Annotated in this window: 26 protein-coding genes and 1 pseudogene; all 27 read left to right on the top strand. The window is 42.4% G+C overall.

Annotation, left to right across the window (positions count from 1 at the left end; all coding sequences use genetic code 11):
• Positions 1–57: 57 nt before the first annotated feature.
• The 27 genes and pseudogenes from HMPREF3112_RS10415 (at position 58) to HMPREF3112_RS10290 (ending at position 16,384) form a co-directional block, all read left to right on the top strand.
• A complete protein-coding gene (locus tag HMPREF3112_RS10415) occupies positions 58–1,041 on the top strand; it encodes a DUF1351 domain-containing protein (RefSeq protein ID WP_070439722.1) in 984 nt (327 codons plus the stop codon).
• Positions 1,038–1,541, top strand: coding sequence for a single-stranded DNA-binding protein (gene ssb, locus HMPREF3112_RS10410; RefSeq protein WP_070439721.1), 504 nt, complete (start codon positions 1,038–1,040; stop codon positions 1,539–1,541). The genes HMPREF3112_RS10415 and ssb overlap by 4 nt, the downstream gene beginning before the upstream one ends.
• Before the next feature lie 8 nt (positions 1,542–1,549).
• Complete coding sequence (locus HMPREF3112_RS10405; RefSeq protein ID WP_070439720.1) at positions 1,550–2,011, top strand: RusA family crossover junction endodeoxyribonuclease; 462 nt, start codon at positions 1,550–1,552, stop codon at positions 2,009–2,011.
• Positions 2,012–2,265: 254 nt separating this feature from the next.
• Entirely contained in the window at positions 2,266–2,481 is a 216-nt protein-coding gene (locus HMPREF3112_RS10395) for a hypothetical protein (RefSeq protein ID WP_218107332.1), read from the top strand.
• Entirely contained in the window at positions 2,478–2,636 is a 159-nt protein-coding gene (locus HMPREF3112_RS11480; RefSeq protein ID WP_176744481.1) for a DUF7204 family protein, read from the top strand. Before HMPREF3112_RS10395 ends, HMPREF3112_RS11480 begins: the two co-directional genes overlap by 4 nt.
• Complete coding sequence (locus tag HMPREF3112_RS10390) at positions 2,629–2,838, top strand: hypothetical protein (protein WP_049554035.1); 210 nt, start codon at positions 2,629–2,631, stop codon at positions 2,836–2,838. The genes HMPREF3112_RS11480 and HMPREF3112_RS10390 overlap by 8 nt, the downstream gene beginning before the upstream one ends.
• A complete protein-coding gene (locus HMPREF3112_RS10385; protein WP_070439716.1) occupies positions 2,831–3,337 on the top strand; it encodes a DUF1642 domain-containing protein in 507 nt (168 codons plus the stop codon). The genes HMPREF3112_RS10390 and HMPREF3112_RS10385 overlap by 8 nt, the downstream gene beginning before the upstream one ends.
• Complete coding sequence (locus tag HMPREF3112_RS10380) at positions 3,330–3,644, top strand: MazG-like family protein (RefSeq protein WP_218107331.1); 315 nt, start codon at positions 3,330–3,332, stop codon at positions 3,642–3,644. Before HMPREF3112_RS10385 ends, HMPREF3112_RS10380 begins: the two co-directional genes overlap by 8 nt.
• 2 nt (positions 3,645–3,646) lie before the next feature.
• Positions 3,647–4,459 carry a DNA cytosine methyltransferase gene (locus HMPREF3112_RS10375; protein WP_070439714.1) on the top strand — a complete coding sequence of 271 codons (813 nt, stop codon included), beginning with the start codon at positions 3,647–3,649 and terminating at the stop codon, positions 4,457–4,459.
• Positions 4,392–4,688 carry a DUF1372 family protein gene (locus tag HMPREF3112_RS10370; protein WP_070439712.1) on the top strand — a complete coding sequence of 99 codons (297 nt, stop codon included), beginning with the start codon at positions 4,392–4,394 and terminating at the stop codon, positions 4,686–4,688. The genes HMPREF3112_RS10375 and HMPREF3112_RS10370 overlap by 68 nt, the downstream gene beginning before the upstream one ends.
• A 38-nt stretch (positions 4,689–4,726) precedes the next feature.
• Positions 4,727–5,065: a YopX family protein gene (locus tag HMPREF3112_RS10365; RefSeq protein WP_256262700.1), complete on the top strand. Its 339-nt coding sequence runs from the start codon at positions 4,727–4,729 to the stop codon at positions 5,063–5,065.
• The gene (locus HMPREF3112_RS10360) at positions 5,055–5,765 is read left to right on the top strand and encodes a DUF1340 domain-containing protein (RefSeq protein ID WP_070439724.1); all 711 of its coding nucleotides are present in this window, start codon (positions 5,055–5,057) and stop codon (positions 5,763–5,765) included. Before HMPREF3112_RS10365 ends, HMPREF3112_RS10360 begins: the two co-directional genes overlap by 11 nt.
• 662 nt (positions 5,766–6,427) lie before the next feature.
• Entirely contained in the window at positions 6,428–6,844 is a 417-nt protein-coding gene (locus HMPREF3112_RS10355) for an ArpU family phage packaging/lysis transcriptional regulator (RefSeq protein ID WP_070439708.1), read from the top strand.
• 136 nt (positions 6,845–6,980) lie between these two features.
• Complete coding sequence (locus tag HMPREF3112_RS10350; protein ID WP_070439706.1) at positions 6,981–7,469, top strand: terminase small subunit; 489 nt, start codon at positions 6,981–6,983, stop codon at positions 7,467–7,469.
• Entirely contained in the window at positions 7,456–8,760 is a 1,305-nt protein-coding gene (locus tag HMPREF3112_RS10345) for a PBSX family phage terminase large subunit (protein ID WP_070439704.1), read from the top strand. Before HMPREF3112_RS10350 ends, HMPREF3112_RS10345 begins: the two co-directional genes overlap by 14 nt.
• An 11-nt stretch (positions 8,761–8,771) precedes the next feature.
• On the top strand, positions 8,772–10,283 hold the full coding sequence (locus tag HMPREF3112_RS10340) for a phage portal protein (RefSeq protein ID WP_305366756.1): 1,512 nt from the start codon (positions 8,772–8,774) through the stop codon (positions 10,281–10,283).
• Positions 10,284–10,289: 6 nt separating this feature from the next.
• Positions 10,290–11,483: pseudogene (locus tag HMPREF3112_RS10335) on the top strand (phage minor capsid protein); the annotation flags it as partial.
• A gap of 150 nt (positions 11,484–11,633) precedes the next feature.
• Positions 11,634–12,209: a phage scaffolding protein gene (locus HMPREF3112_RS10330; protein WP_070439698.1), complete on the top strand. Its 576-nt coding sequence runs from the start codon at positions 11,634–11,636 to the stop codon at positions 12,207–12,209.
• Between the two features lie 22 nt (positions 12,210–12,231).
• The gene (locus HMPREF3112_RS10325) at positions 12,232–13,053 is read left to right on the top strand and encodes a major capsid protein (protein ID WP_070439696.1); all 822 of its coding nucleotides are present in this window, start codon (positions 12,232–12,234) and stop codon (positions 13,051–13,053) included.
• A 12-nt stretch (positions 13,054–13,065) separates the two neighbouring features.
• The gene (locus tag HMPREF3112_RS11820) at positions 13,066–13,197 is read left to right on the top strand and encodes a hypothetical protein (protein ID WP_256262699.1); all 132 of its coding nucleotides are present in this window, start codon (positions 13,066–13,068) and stop codon (positions 13,195–13,197) included.
• Between the two features lie 33 nt (positions 13,198–13,230).
• Positions 13,231–13,638: a hypothetical protein gene (locus HMPREF3112_RS10320; RefSeq protein ID WP_070439694.1), complete on the top strand. Its 408-nt coding sequence runs from the start codon at positions 13,231–13,233 to the stop codon at positions 13,636–13,638.
• On the top strand, positions 13,625–13,966 hold the full coding sequence (locus HMPREF3112_RS10315; protein ID WP_070439693.1) for a putative minor capsid protein: 342 nt from the start codon (positions 13,625–13,627) through the stop codon (positions 13,964–13,966). Before HMPREF3112_RS10320 ends, HMPREF3112_RS10315 begins: the two co-directional genes overlap by 14 nt.
• Positions 13,966–14,325, top strand: a complete 360-nt coding sequence (locus tag HMPREF3112_RS10310; RefSeq protein WP_070439692.1) for a minor capsid protein — start codon at positions 13,966–13,968, stop codon at positions 14,323–14,325. Before HMPREF3112_RS10315 ends, HMPREF3112_RS10310 begins: the two co-directional genes overlap by 1 nt.
• Complete coding sequence (locus HMPREF3112_RS10305) at positions 14,325–14,729, top strand: minor capsid protein (protein WP_070439691.1); 405 nt, start codon at positions 14,325–14,327, stop codon at positions 14,727–14,729. Before HMPREF3112_RS10310 ends, HMPREF3112_RS10305 begins: the two co-directional genes overlap by 1 nt.
• Positions 14,730–15,314, top strand: coding sequence for a phage tail tube protein (locus HMPREF3112_RS10300; RefSeq protein WP_176744480.1), 585 nt, complete (start codon positions 14,730–14,732; stop codon positions 15,312–15,314).
• A gap of 90 nt (positions 15,315–15,404) precedes the next feature.
• Positions 15,405–15,767, top strand: a complete 363-nt coding sequence (locus HMPREF3112_RS10295; RefSeq protein ID WP_070439690.1) for a hypothetical protein — start codon at positions 15,405–15,407, stop codon at positions 15,765–15,767.
• A gap of 2 nt (positions 15,768–15,769) precedes the next feature.
• Positions 15,770–16,384 carry a Gp15 family bacteriophage protein gene (locus HMPREF3112_RS10290; protein WP_070439688.1) on the top strand — a complete coding sequence of 205 codons (615 nt, stop codon included), beginning with the start codon at positions 15,770–15,772 and terminating at the stop codon, positions 16,382–16,384.
• The last annotated feature ends 9 nt before the right edge of the window (positions 16,385–16,393 follow it).

Raw genomic sequence — 16,393 nt, 5'->3', positions numbered from 1 at the left:
TTCAACGTGGTAACTAACGACATTCAAACGCAAATCAACAATCGAAAGGGATAAAACATGAAGGACGTAACGAACAACGCAACAAATATTTTCTTGGAAACAATCGAACCGGTCTATACGCCGGGAAAAATTAGCTTTGATTTTGACGCATTCGACAAGGCCATTCAGACAGCAGTTAGTGAGTTGTCTGATGAACAACTTGATAACTTGGAATATGACGATATCAAGAAAGAAATCACTCGCTATAAAGGTCTTGATGACAAGCTAGACGCAAAACGCAAAGAAATTTCAAAAATCTATAAGAACCCACTCACAGAATTTGAGGGTAATCTGAAGAAATCACGCAAGCCATTGAAGGAGCTTGTTGACAAGTTGCGTGCAAAACGTGATGAAATCGACAATCACCAAGCAATGCTCCGAGTTGACCACGTTAGATCAGTGTTTGAAGAAAAGTGCGAACTTGCGGGACTTGACAAAGACACTTTCAAAGATAAGTATGACGGCTATTCTTTGAAGAAGTATTTCAAAGACAAGAAGATGGAACTCAAAAAAGAAACCATCGAAGAAATCGACGCTCTTGTTTTGGCTGAGCATGACCGACTGGAAGAATACAAGGCAAATATCGCCATGATTGAAGAGCAAGCTCTTGACTATGAGTTGCCAGTTGAACCATACACTAGAGCATTGCAGAATGACACACCTCTAGTTGAAATCTTGAAGCAAATGAAGAAAGACCGTGATGCAGCTATTGAACGCAAGCAGCAAGCAGAAGCCAAACAAAAAGCAGAAGCGGCACGTCTAGCCGAGATTGAAGCAATGGCCCAACAGTCAGCTAACGAGGAAATCAAAGCGGTCAACGCTGAAACTGGTGAGGTTATCGAAGACACTAAACCCGTCGAGGAAGTGCCCAGCAAACCCGCTGAACCATACAGGGTCAATCTTGCTCTTACTTTCCACGGTGGCGAGAATCAATGGCATCAATTCGCTAAGTTACTTGATGACAACTTTGTAAATTATGAAATTCTAGGAGAAAATCAATGATCAATTCGACTGTGCTAGTTGGGCGCCTTACCCGTGACCCCGAACTAAAATACACAACCAGTAACATCGCAGTGGCCACATTTAGTCTAGCTGTTAACCGCAACTTCAAGGACGCTAACGGCGAACGTGAAACGGACTTTATCAACTGCGTTATCTGGCGTCAGCAAGCTGAGAATTTGGCTAACTGGGCTAAAAAAGGCGCATTGATTGGAATTACTGGACGCATTCAGACCCGTAGCTATGAAAATCAACAAGGTCAACGTGTTTACGTAACTGAAGTTGTCGCTGATAATTTCCAAATGTTGGAAAGCCGTGCGGCGCGTGAAGGTAGCAATGCAAATCAAGGCAATACATCGGGAGCGTTTGGCAACGATAACGGCTATGCTGCACCTTATGGCCAACAAGCACCGCAACAGCAAGGACCAAACTTTGCAAGAGATAACAGCCCATACGGGAACAGTAACCCCATGGATATCAGCGATGACATGTTGCCATTCTGAGGTGAAGCATGAAGATGACTTTAAATATCGAGCCTAAACCTCAAACAAGGCCACGATTCAGCAAGTTTGGAACTTATGAAGACCCGAAAATGAAGGCATGGCGTCGTCAGTGCTCGCAACTTATTGAGCAAGAGTACGACGGACAATTCTTCGACGGCCCGATTATGGTTGATGTTACCTTTTACATGAAAGCACCGCTGAGCGTATCAAAAAAGCCCACGCCAAAAGCAAGGGCTAAAACGTGGGATGCGTTCAAGCGGTTCATGGCTGAGATGTTATGGCATACTAAAAAACCCGACGTTGATAATCTTGTCAAGGCACTCTTTGACAGCATTTCAAATGCTGGTTACAACAAAGTTGATAAGAAGGGTATCGTCTGGACGGATGACAGTATTGTTTGCGATTTAAGAGCTCGCAAGAAGTACAGCCCTAACCCACGCATTGAACTAGAGATCAAGGAGCTGGAATGAACAGCAAATATAAAGACAAATTGGTTGGAGTATATGCACCGGGCAATTATGGGCATACTAGCGTATTAGATCAGACACAAGAATTTTCGAGGTGGTTCTGGTCTAACCGCAAGGATATGGAACTAATCAGCATTAAGCTAGGTATCGACATTAAGAAGCTAAATCGCATTCTGACACTGGAGCAGCTACCGGATGATGAATTACTAAATGAGATGATGAAGTTATGCAAGTGAATGAAGGAAATTAATTGAAATATGACAAATATTAGACTGCAAAATCCATATATGGATGAAACTATCAAGGTAAAAGAAAACTATAAACTCATTCGTGACATGCTGGAATGGCTTGGACAAGGAAATATAGATTATCTTCAATTGCAGCAGGTTGAGCCAGAAGAAAGGATGATTACTATTAGTCCTAAGAATTTTGCAAAGATTGATTATTACGAAGTAGAGGAAGCAGAATCATGAAATATAAAGTAGTGGTCTATTATGACAACATGGAAGACAGTGAGCATGTCTTCCAGACAAAAAATGAAGCAATCAATGAATTGCACAGATTGGGATTGAAATATCGCAATGCAAGGAAGTATAAGGTGGAAATGGTGGAAGTAGAGAATGGCTAAATTTATTAGAGTTACAAACATCGCACAAGGAATTGACATGGACACGATTTTAAATGTCGATGATATCGGGCACATCTCTATTGGGCCTAATATCATTTTTGTAAAAACGCCGTTCGCAGACGGGACAAATCGGATTTATGTAAGAACCGAAACGATTGAGCAGTTAGAAAAGATTTTGCTAGAGGGAGAAAACAATGGATAGACAAGAAGCAGTGCAGAAACTAGCAAGAGCAGGACGCTTTTCAATAGCTCACGCAGAAGACCTATATGATTCGTTTTTTGAGAAACCAGTAGTTCCACAATATGTGGCGGATTGGTATGAGGGGAATAAACAAAATCTTGACTTAAATTTAAGTGGTCTTGTGTTCGACCTTGCCACGAATTCAACGATTTACCATCAGGAAGAACTTAAAGCGTGGGTGAATAGCAATAAAAAAACGTTTATTACAACCCTCGTCAACATGCATCAGTTCGGCTATGAGGTCGAGAAAGAGGCTAGATATATGGTTAGGTTTAAGTGGTTGTATGGTGGAGATGCTTACCTCACCGATAGACGTTTTGCAAATTATTGCGATATCATAAGCTATAGAGACGAAATCAAGGATAGCTTACAACACACCCGCAAAGAGCTTGAAGCGAGCGGTTTCGGATGGGTATTCTCTTGCCCAGGCGTGGAAGTGAAGGAGGTAACGGATGAATAGCCTAATTACTAAAATCAACCATTGGGCAGACGAACGCAATTTAAAAGAAGCTGACCCTAAAATTCAGTGGATGCGTATTACTGAGGAAGTCGGAGAAATTCGGGATGTACTCTTGAAACCGACAAAATTCACGGAACCACAAGCAGCGTTGAAAGATGCTATCGGTGACACGCTAGTAACAATTATCGTACTAGCACACCAACTAGACCTTGATGTCACTGAGTGTCTAAGTGTTGCTTACAAGGAAATTAAGAACAGGAAAGGAAAGATGGTGAATGGGACGTTCCTCAAGGAGGAAGACCTTTGAGAATGATTGTTTGGGCGCTATTTGACAGTGGGAATGGATCATATACCAAGGGCGTTAAGAAATTAGATAAAGATATTGAAATCTACCCAATAGGTATTGATATTGAAAAGAAGAACAACCACTTCATCAATCTAAACCTAGCTGACTACAGTCGTTTGTTTGGGAATAACACTCTTTTCGACACGTTGGACAAATTGCCTAAACCAGATTTAATCATTGCTAGCCCACCGTGTGAGAGTTGGTCTAATGCGAGTGCTATGGATAGAGGTAATGCGTGCTGGAAACAAGAGCAAGGAGATGCACTGTTTCAACCACAACAACCCTTGTCGATTTTTACTGTCAGAGATTACAAGGACTTTGATAGATACCAATATTACCCAAATAAGCAACTCATGAAACGCATTAATGGTGAATTATGCGTGTTTAACACAGTTGAAATCATTAAACGATATAAACCGAAATATTGGATCATAGAAAACCCAGCGTTTGGGAGAATCTGGGAATACATCGAGAGGGTGTTAGGTTTCGAAATCCCGTTTGAAAATCACACAAGATACAACAATTACGACAATTACCCAATTTCTAAACCAACACGTTTTTCTGGAAACGTTGAATTGAATCTAAAAAACGAAAAGAAATCGAATGATGTTAAATTTCAAGATTGGACAAAATCATACAACGAGAGGTCGAACATCCCTCAAAGTTTGGTTTGTGAAATTTTCGAGAAAGTGTACAAGGAGATAGAAAATGAAGAAAAAACGAGACAACCAGCTAACGATAGCAACGATTCTACTACTGGTCTCACTAGCCATTAACGTGACTACTATCCTACGAGTGGTTAACCGACCTATCGAGACAGTAGTTATCCATAAGGCTGATAATGCCGTTGAATTACATGGCAAGGTAACTGGAAAATCTATGGTCGGAAAACTCTACACGCTTGATTGTGGAGCTTACGGGAAATTCTTAGTCAGCAAGGAACAATACGATGCGGTAAACGTCGGGGATGATATTCCTAGCTACTTGAGGGGGCGAGGACAATGATTCCAAGATATAGAGCATGGGATAAAATTCATAAAATAATGTACGAAGTTGATGATATCCTGTCTATTGATTTCGGGAAAAGCGAAATTTCTGTAAAGACGCTCTTTTTCGAACGGACAAATTACTACAAATTCGATGACCTTGTTCTCATGCAGTCAACTGGACTGAGAGACAAGAACGGCAAAGAAATTTTCGAAGGGGATATTCTTGATTCGGAAGACGGTTTTATTGCTGGAGTTGTTGAGGCAAGACAAGATTTAGGAATGTTCGTTAGCACATTGATTAAATACAATAATTTCGAACGTTTGTGCAATGTCGCTAGCTCAAGGAAAATTATCGGAAATATATGGGAGGACGGTGAGTTACTTGAGCGTTAAATACAAATATTCCGGACTGACACCAGAATTATATCAGCGGTTGGTCAGTGAACATGAAGCACTCAAACAAGCACATAAAAAAGGCTTATATAAGCAGTTTTTCCAAGACGTGAAACAGTGCAGCGAACTACAAGCTCGCATCATATATCAAGCATTCAACGCCACAGTGGTGGAGCGTGCGAGGATATCTCCAGCGACTGTCGATAGATTGGAAGGCATTATTTCCGATGAACTGTTCAACGACCTTCAAGACTATCTGTCTACTAATTACACAAGAGGTAAAACCACCAAACCAGTGTTGGATAAAACCAACGCAGGACTGCCAGAGGGACTGTTCAAGCGTTTCCAAGAGGAAGTGGAAGAACTACGCCAGGAACACCCTAACAACCTAAATGGCTATATTAGAGAGGTTAAAGGGTGCGACCAGAAAAATGCTAACAGAACCCAAAACGCCCTCAATCTGTGCTATGCGGAAAAAGCCGCACTAACTCCGTTGAAGGTAATCCAAGTGGAAGGATTGCTATCGAGAGAGCTATTCAGCGAGATTATCGACTTTGTTTTCAATAACTATGAGTGGAGCGAGAGGTTGGACGATGAAGTTGACCGCATAACCCTAGAATATCGGACCAAAGGCAAGGTAGGTCGTGAGAAGACCACGGTCAGAAAAGCCCTTTATAAAGCCTACATGTTAGGCGTGTAGCTAGAACGGTTTATGAGGGTTCGACTCCCTTGCTAGCTATTGTCTGTCAAAATATCCAAGAGACACTTTTTAACACCCGTCGAGCTGACAGACCTCGGCACCAAAAATCCAGTAAATAAAAAATTAGAAACGAGGAACCTTTTTTATTTCATTCACAAATCTAAAGCGTCTTACTGGTGGCGTGATTATTCAAGGCTTTATGCCTGCAATGCGGAAACTGGATAAAATTTCCATAATTCTACTACTTTATTCTTGAAAAGGAGAAATATCTCCGATAACGATTTTATCTATCGCAGGCTGTCAAGGGTTCGACTCCTTTGCCAGTCATTGTCTGTCAAAAATACACTAAAAATGGATATAGATTTTAGTGGCTTGAACACTTTTTCGACACCGAGCAAGTTGACAGACCTTGCTCAAACAAACCCAGCAAATTTAAGAAAAAAGGATGTGAAAAACCCTCTTTCTTATCGATGTCGCATTACTAAAAAAAGCCAAAGACCTTGCTGGTGTCTTGGTAGAAAGGAGGCGATAAAAGGCCCAGAACAAATACATCAATCTTTTCATAAATCTCTTAATGTCTTTGGGCTAAAATAAAAAAGGCCGACACGATGGCCGGCACTCTTTGAACACGATATAACTATTATATCAAAGAGGATAGAACAATGCTATTGCCGGAAATTGATGAAAAAGCAACAATCAAACGTTGCAAGCGAAAACTTCGAGAATACCCACGATGGCGAGAGATTGCACACGATAGCGCTGAGCAGAAAATAACACAGGAATTTACATTCATGCCACGGGGTGGTAGTGGAGTGAGCAGACCGGTGGAAAATATCGCAGTTAGGCGTGTCGATGCAATGAACGAGCTAGAAGCCATAGAGCAAGCAGTTAGCGGGCTATACCGTCCAGACTATCGTAGAATCTTGATAGAGAAATACCTAGCTTATCCACCTAAACCAAACTGGCAAATCGCCCAGGCAATCGGATTCGAGAGGACGGCTTTTCAAGAGCTACTTAATAATGCTATCCTAGCATTTGCAGAATTGTATAGAGATGGCAAGCTAGTTGTAGAATGTTGAAATAACGGTAGTTTGACGGATAAAGCACGGTATCTTACAACTGTTTAAAGTGGTATTATTATATTATCGAAGAAAAACGGAGACAACTCATTTTGTGGGTTGTCTTTTTTGATTATGCAATGAAGGAGGTGGACACATTGGGCTAAATCAACGACAAAAACTATTTGCTAGCGAATACATCAAGCTAGGGAATGGCACACAGGCAGCAATCAATGCTGGGTATAGCGAAAGAACAGCAAGCTCCCAGAGTGAAAGACTGTTGAGAAATGTTGAGATTAAACGCTTTATCCAAGCCGAAGTTGAAAAAATGCACGATGAGAATATCATGGATGCAAAAGAAGCCTTGTCCATTCTATCCGACATTGCTAGAGGGAAACGAGACGAAGAAGTCTTGATGATGAATCCCTTGACTGGTGAAGTTGAAAGGTTGATGAAGAAGGCTGACAACAATACAGTTATCAAGGCAATTGTTGAAATCTTGAAACGTTATCCAACGGCTAAACAGTCCGAGAAATTGGAGCTTGAGATCAGAAAGCTAAGAGAGCAGCTTGACAGTGGTGTCGAAGGGACTATGAACGTCAACATCATCAACGCTTGGGAGGACATCCCAGATGGCAACGATTGATATCCAGAAGAATGTAAACCCTAACTTCAAGGTTGTGTGGCAGTCTAACAAACCTTATAACGTGCTAAAGGGTGGGCGTAACTCTTTCAAGTCGTCTGTAATCGTGTTGAAGCTCGTCTATATGATGATTAAATACATCATGAGGGGCGAAAAAGCTAACGTGGTAGTCATTCGGAAAGTAGCTAATACAATCCGTGACAGCGTGTTTAATAAGGTCCAATGGGCTATTAGTCTATTTGGTCTGGATAACCAGTTTAGGGCCACTGTAAGCCCGTTTAAGATTGTTCACAAGCGTACTGGTTCGACGTTTTATTTCTACGGACAAGACGATTTCCAGAAATTGAAATCAAACGACATCGGAAACATTATCGCAGTTTGGTATGAGGAAGCGGCTGAGTTTAACGACGCTGAAGACTTCGACCAGTCTAACGTTACTTTCATGCGGCAGAAACACGATAAGGCGCCCTTTGTGCAGTTTTTCTGGTCATACAACCCACCTAGAAACCCGTATAGCTGGATAAACGAATGGTTTGAGGATATCAAGACTAATGACAACTACCTGGCACACTCAAGCACCTATCTTGATGATGAGTTAGGCTTTGTCACCGAGCAAATGCTGGAAGATATCGAACGCATTAAGCAGAATGATTACGACTATTACCGCTATCTTTATCTGGGTGAAGCAGTGGGGCTTGGTAATCAGGTTTATAACATGAGTACATTCCACGCTATTGACAGCTTGCCAACAGACGATAGGCTTATCGGTATATCATTTGCACTCGATACCGGGCACCAACAATCAGCTACAGCATGCGGTGCTTATGGCCTTACTGCAAAGGGTAATGTGATTCTGTTAGATACATTCTATTACAGTCCGGCTGGTCAAGTGATTAAGAAGGCGCCGAGTGAATTGACGGTTATGATCCATGACTTTATCGAAAAGATTATGAAGCAGTACCGAGTGCCTAAGCTTAAAATGACCATTGATAGTGCAGAGGGTGCACTTCGTAACCAGTATTTCAAAGATTATAGGGAACGCTGGCACCCAGTGGCCAAGAAGAAGAATCAGACCATGGTTGATATGGTTATCAGTCTGTTAGCCGAGGGGCGTTTCTATTATCTGGATATACCAAGTAACAAGATATTCTACGAAGAGCACAAGATGTATCGATACGATGAGAAAACGATACACACAGACGATCCTAAAGTTATCAAAGAGGATGACCACACCGTCGATGAATTCAAATATTTCGTATTAGACAACGCTAGAGCGTTAGATTTGAAGGCTTAAAGGAGCTAATAATGGGAATAGTACAGACCATTAAAGACTTATTCACAAGGAGTAAATACGTTATGACAACGGAAAGTCTAACTAATATCACAGACCACCCTAAAATCGCCGTGTCTATCGCTGAATATGACCGCATTAGGGAGAGTTTGAAATACTTTGCCGGTAAATATCCGCTTATCAAGTACACCGATAGCAACGGCACGCCTCAAAAGAGGGCGTTCAATCACTTACCTATTGCTAGAACGGCTTCAAAGAAGATTGCTAGCCTTGTATTCAACGAACAAGCTGAAATCAAGGTGGATGATGCAACGGCTGACAAGTTTATTCAAGAGCAGCTTAATAATGACCGCTTCACAAAGAACTTTGAGCGCTACCTAGAGTCATGTCTGGCCCTCGGTGGTCTTGCAATGCGTCCTTATATTGACGGTGAGCAAGTCAGGGTGTCATTTGTGCAAGCACCGGTCTTTCTGCCACTGCAATCGAACACTCAAGATGTATCAAGTGCTGCTATCGTTACTAAGACCACTAAAAACCAGGGTAAGAAGGTAATCTATTACACGCTTATCGAGCTGCATGAGTGGGCTAAAAATGGCAAATATACCGTATCAAACGAGCTATACCGTTCAGACGATCAAAATATCGTAGGGCAAAGGGTGCCACTATCAGAGGTCTATGAGGACCTAGAAGAAACCGTAGAATTGCACGGTTTAAGCCGTCCGCTATTTACCTATCTGAAAGCCCCCGGCATGAACAACAAGGATATCAATAGCCCTCTTGGTCTATCTATCTTCGATAATGCTAAGACTACGATTGATTTTCTCAATGAGACCTATGACCAGTTTATGTGGGAGGTCAAAATGGGGCAGCGTCGTGTTGCTGTTCCTGCTCAACTGATTAAGCCTATCTATACCGAAGAAGGTGACAAGGTTGTCGTTCGACATCAATTTGAAGTAGGTCAGAACGTCTATGAGCAATTCGAGAGCAACGACATCGACGGCGGTGTTAAGATTACTGACTTAACAACACCTATCAGAGCAGAAGACTATATCAAGGCTATCAATGAGGGCTTGAGCTTGTTTGAAATGCAACTAGGCGTGTCAGCCGGCATGTTTACGTTCGACGGTAAGAGCATGAAGACTGCGACAGAGATTGTCAGCGAGAACTCGGACACCTACCAAATGCGCAACAGTATTGTCTCACTAGTCGAGCAATCACTACGAGAACTAATCATATCAATGCTAGAGCTCGCTAAGGCTTACGGTCTATACAGCGGCGCAATCCCAGAGATGGACGCTATCAGCGTTAACCTTGACGATGGTGTCTTCACTGACCGAGATGCAGAGCTTGATTACTGGATTAAGGTAGTTAATGCAGGCTTTGGAACTGAAACAATGGCCATTGAGAAGGTCCTTAACGTGACACCAGAGGAAGCCAAGGCAATCAAAGCAGAAATCAACGGCAACACCATTGAAGAAGCTAACAACGATAGAAGCCTAGAAGATAAGTCAATTTACGGGGAGTGATAACCTATGGCGAATAAGAAACCTATCAAGCTAAATGATCAGCAGCTAATGCTAGACGCTAGCCGTGTCGCTGACATCTATCATCAAATGACAATGGACTTATTCGACCAAGTTGTTGACCGAATCAGAGAGCGTGGCAGTGCTAGCCTAGAGGATAACCCTTATATCTGGCAAATCGAGAAAATGAGTGAAATGGGCTTGCTCAACGATGAAAATATAAAGCTTATCGCTGAACGGTCTGGAGTAGCTGAGCAGCAGTTAAGATATGTCATTCAAAACGAAGGCTACCAGATATACAAGGACACTAAAACCCAGCTATTAGATTCAATGGGCGGCGGTGATTTTGTGGATAACAATCTTATCCAGATAAACCTAGCTAACTACGTCAATCAGACCATGGGAGACATCAACAACCTTATCAATACAACGCTGCCAGTCAGTGTCAGAAAGGTCTATCAGTCCATAGTCGAGGAAACAGTGGCCAAAGTTGTCACTGGGGTTATGGGCCCTAACAAAGCCGTATCTACTACGGTTATGAAGTGGGCAGAAAAGGGTTTCTATGGTTTCACTGACAAGCAAGGGAAACGTTGGAGAGCTGACACATACGCTAGGACGGTTATTCGCTCAACATCATGGCGGGTCTATCGTGAAGCTAGAATGGCACCAGCTGAAGAAGTCGGAATCGATACATTCTATTACTCGATGAAGTCAACGGCCCGTGAAATGTGCGCCCCGTTACAACATCAAATAGTTACGCATGGCCCTGCTAGGACGGAGAAAGGTGAGCGCATCTATTCTCTATCCGATTATGGTTTCGGTAGCGCAGGCGGTTGTCTTGGTAACAACTGCCACCATGAGATGACGCCGTTTGTGGTAGGCGCTAACTATAAGCCAGACTTACCGGAACACCTAAAAGACCTAACGCCAGAGCAAGCTATAGAAAATGCTAACGCTCAAGCTAAGCAGCGAGCTATAGAACGCTCTATCAGAAAGTCAAAAGAGATGCTTCACGTAGCTAACAAGCTAGAGGATGACGAGCTAATAAGCAAGTATAAGGGGCAAGTTAGGAAACAGCAAGCAGCTATGAGGGACTATCTGAGACAACACCCATTCTTGTATCGAGATTATTCGAGAGAGAGGTATTACGATGACCCATTCAACCAAGCTAAAGCAGAAATCGAGCTGCGAAAGCAACAGAAAAAGAAAGCTGGTGATCCAACATCTTGACTGGTAGGAATAGACTACTAATAAAGCCGTATCAATTTGATGCGGTTTTTTCTTTCGACCTGCCAAACGTCGTAAAACTGGGTTAATACAGTCCACCGGACGTAAAACAAAGGAGTTTTAAACATGAGTTTGAAACGAGACATGTTGGTTGAAGCTGGTATCACAGACAAGAGTGTGATTGACAATATCATGCAAGCGTACGGGGCAGGTGTTGAGAACGCTAAATCACAAGCTAAGTCTGAGCTACAAGCTGAGAACGACAGCCTTAAACAACAACTTGAGCAACAAAGCCAAGCACTCGAAGACTTGAAAGCCAAAGAGGGAGCAAGTGAAGAAGCTAAGCAACAGTTAGCGGACTTACAAGCTCAATTTGACACTTACAAGACTGAGAATGAAGCTAACCTTGCACAAGTTAAGAAAACTAACGCGGTAGCATTGGCATTGAAGGACGTGGGAGCTTACAACTCCGAGGACCTTATGAAGTTTATTGACCTAGACAAGATTGAACTAGGCGAGGACGGCAAACCAGTCCTAGAAGAAACTATCAACGGTCTAAGAGAGACAAGCCCTTACCTCTTTCAAGTTCAAAGCGAGCCGCAAAACCCAAATATCACTGTTCCAGGCAATCCGGCAGCGGACGCTGGGCAGGATATTAGCGCAGAAGATAAAGCCCTATTTGAAGGCTTTGATAGCGTATAAAAAGAAAAGAGGTATTTAAAACATGGTTGTTAACTACGCACAGAAATTTGACAACAAGGTTGATGAACGTTTCACAAAAGAAGCTCTTTCAACTGGTATCATTAACCAAGATTTCGACTTCACTGGAGTTGACACAGTTAAAGTGTATTCTGTTCCGACTTCACAAATGAACGACTACACAACTAGCGGTGTCAATCGTTACGGTACAGCGGATGAGCTCGGTAATACTGTTCAAACAATGGTATTGAAAAAAGACCGCTCATTCACATTCACTATTGATAAGAAATCTGAACAAGACACAAACGGTGTGATGGAAGCTGGAAAAGCTCTTGCCCGTCAGCTTTCAGAAGTTGTTATCCCAGAAATCGACACATACCGATTCGCAACAATCGCAGGCGGTGCTGATACAGACAACATCGTTACAGCAGCAGTTACTAAAGATAATGCTTATGAAGCAGTGCTTGACGGTCAAATTAAGCTTACAGAAGCATTTGTTCCAACAGCGGGGCGCGTGCTTCATGTATCTTCTAAGTTCTACAAACTTATCAAGCTTGACCCAGCATTTGTTAAACAGTCTGATCTTGGACAAAAAATTACAATCAATGGTCAAGTCGGTATGATTGACGGCATGCCAGTAGTTCTTACACCGGGCCGCCTTCCTCAAGGTGTCGATTTTATCATCGCTCACCCAGTAGCTACTACATCACCAGTTAAGCTTGAAGACTACAAGATTCACGATAACCCGCCAGGAATCAACGGGAAACTTGTTGAAGGACGTATCCGTTATGATGCATTTGTCTTGGACAACAAGAAGAAAGCTATCTACGTCCACAAATCAGCCTAATAGGGGGTAACTATGGCAGCTAAGAAGAAAGAAGAAACAACAGTAAACGGCGTTGTCTTGACCAAAGATGGCGTAAGCTTCACAGCTACCAACGACGTCGCTGTTTCAGCATTTCTTAATCTCGGTTACGAAATCGAGGAATAAACTAGAAGGCGGATAATACACCGCCTTTTTTATATGGAGGTGGTTAAAATCGCTTATCTAACTGAAAACGAGTTTGAAAAACTTGGTTTTGATGAGGTCGAAAATTTTGAAAAGCTACGAGCTAGAGCAGAATTAGCTATCAATATGTTTATTAGAAACCTCTATGACTTTGTGGATTTTGAAAAAGAACTGGAATATCGAAAGAAGGCCGTCAAATTAGCGACGGCTTTTCAAATTGCCTACTTAGATAGCAGCGGCATCATGACCGCTGATGAAAAGCAATCAGTCTCTAGTGTGTCTCTTGGGCGGACCTCTATCAGCTACAAGAACACGTCTAAGGCTTCCACTGAGGGCAGTCGCTACAATCTATCCCTTGACGCTTTGAACGCTCTTAAAGGGGCAGGATATGGCTACAAGGGGGTGTGTTATGACCGTTATTGATAAACGCATGTTAGTTGATACTGTCACTATCAAGAAATTAACGGGAGAAACGGATGTCTGGGGTAAAGCAACATATGATGAGCCCACAACCCTTAAACCTGTTAGATTTGATAGACAGTTCAATGTTAGCGGGTCAACTAACAATCGTAGCGAATCAAAACCCAGTGTTTTATTCGTCTATCCGAAATATTGCCCAGTGGTGCTTGATGAAAGCTTTGAAAACGGCTTGATTAACGACGGTAAACGTGATTATAAGATTCGTTCCATTATTCCAGTCTACTATCCAAGACAAAACAAAGTGTTTTGCTATGAAATCGAGGTGATCTGATGGGTGCTAATGTAACCGTTAAAGTTGACTTGCAAGGGCTTGAAAAGAAATGCAGCCCCGAAGCAGTCAAGCGTGGAAAGGTTGCCATGATTGGGCAAATGATTACAGACATGCAGCCATTCATCCCTCGTAGAGATGGAACCTTGAGCGCTAGCGGTTCGCCTTTTAGCGATGGTATTAGATATCCGGGACCTTATGCAAGGGCTCAATTCTATGGGTCTAGTTACAACAAAAATAGAAGCTTTACTTTCAGCAAATACACCACACCGGGGACTGGCAAACGTTGGGACAAGAAAGCGTCTGCTAAACACTCTAAAGAGTGGGGTAAAGTTGCACTTCGAGCTATGGGGGTTAATTAATGAACGACAACGATTTTTCAGAAGTTCTAGCAAACTTCATCAATACGCTTGGACTGCCGTTGAAATGCAAACTTGATTATCTTTCAGAAGACGAAAGTCTTTCAGTCTATCCCTTGCCGGGTGGCAAAGTGGAAGACGAGGATATGGCTGGCACTCAGATTTTATCGCTACCTTACGAGATAGCTATTAAATCAAAGGACCAGCAAAAGCTAAACGCTATCTTATGGAAGATAAACACCGAGCTTTCTAAAATTGGCTTTGAGCTACCAAGCAAAAACAATTCATATACATTCCTAGCCTTGACCGTCGAGACACCGAGTTTAAACGATGCCGACGAGCAGGGCTTTTACATTTACTTGCTTGATTTGCAGGCAAGACTAGAAGTAGAAAGGAGCCTTAACTAAATGGCTAAATTTAAAAATGCGATTCGCAAACACTACATCGCACCTTACGACCCAGAACATCCAGACACACCACCAACCGAAGATAAGTATCTTTGGATTGCCAAAGGTATCAAAGAATCTGCACCAGAAAACGACGCAGAAGATGATGACATTGCTTATTTCGATGGTGATGGTACTAAAGAAAAAATCATTACTTCAAAATCTCGCGGTCGTTCGTTTGAGGGACACCGTGATTACGACGATAAAGCTCAAAACTTTGTCGCAGAAAAAGAAGACGCAGTAGCTGATGATCTTATCATTTGGTACAAGGAAGTAGTACCAACAGGCAAATACTACAAGGAAGGCCCTGCACGTTTGTCTGAAATCGAAATTGGTGACGGTGAAGCGTCTGAACTTGAATCAATCAAATTCCAAGTTAACTGGTCTCGTACACCACAGAAACATGACATCAGTGGCACACCAGTAGCAGCCGCAGCAGTAGCAGCCGCTGGCACTGGTTCTGAAACTTCTGGACGTACAGCGTCACCAGATCCTAGTCGTTCTGGTGCTTCATCAGAAACTGGTACACCGGGAATCGGTGGGTAATCACTAATTAAATAAAACAAAGATAAGACAACTAAGAGGGTGGGGTTTAGCCCTTACCCTCTTTTTTTCGTATTAAAGGAGTAAATAAACATGGTAGTAATTAAAAAACGTAGCAATGTCATCCCAGTCGATTTCGGTGAGTTCCAGCTTAATTTCCCAATGTCAGATAGCAATATTAAACGCATGGAAGAAGTCGGGAAAGAATTGGAAGCTAGGAGCCTAGCAATCAAAGGCACAGACGATAAGGCTGCCATTGATGCGGCAACGGAGTTTGTGAAAGAAGGTTTTACACAAATCTTTGACGATGAAGAAGCATTTAATCTTGTCTATGCGTTTTCGGGTGAATCAACAAATATCGCCATGTTCTATCTGATTGAAACCATTACCGGCATTCGTTCTGAATTTGAGAATCAAAACTCAAAGGCAGCCTTCGATAAATATTTGGCTGAGTAATCATGCTTGATCTATCACGAAAACTGACCGACAAGTTAGTTATTGATGATAAAGAGTACGCCCTAGACCTTTCGTTTAACAATGTCCTAAAACTCTTTGAAATGTGGAGAGACGAAGACGTTCCAGAGTTTGTTAAACCACATTTTGGCATCCGTATCTTGACTGGTGAGACATTGGAAGATTTCACCGTCGAGGAAATGGCAGAGATATTTAACGAGGTTTTCGAGGAACACATCAGCTTGTCAGAAGTCGAGGACAACCATGTTGAGTATGACCTTGCCGGCAACCCTATGAAGACCACAACAAGCGACGAGCCTAAAGAGAAAGCACCTTATGACATTCGTTATGACGGTGACTATATCTATGCGTCATTCTTGCAAGCCTACGGCATTGATTTATTCGATGTTCAAGGCGAACTGCACTGGAAGAAATTCAACGCTCTATTATCTGGATTGCCAGAGGGTACGAAATTCATGGAAGTGGTCAAAATTCGTAAATGGAAGGCACAAAAGGGCGACTCAGCAGAATACAAAGAGGAAATGCGTAGACTTCAAAAAGATTATGCTCTCCCTTATGAGATCATCGAGGAAGATGAAGAATACGAAGAAGAATTTTAGAAAGGAGGG

This window comes from Streptococcus sp. HMSC10E12 (assembly GCF_001807855.1).
GTDB classification, from domain to species: domain Bacteria; phylum Bacillota; class Bacilli; order Lactobacillales; family Streptococcaceae; genus Streptococcus; species Streptococcus salivarius.
This window is presented reverse-complemented; position numbering and strand designations above follow the sequence as displayed.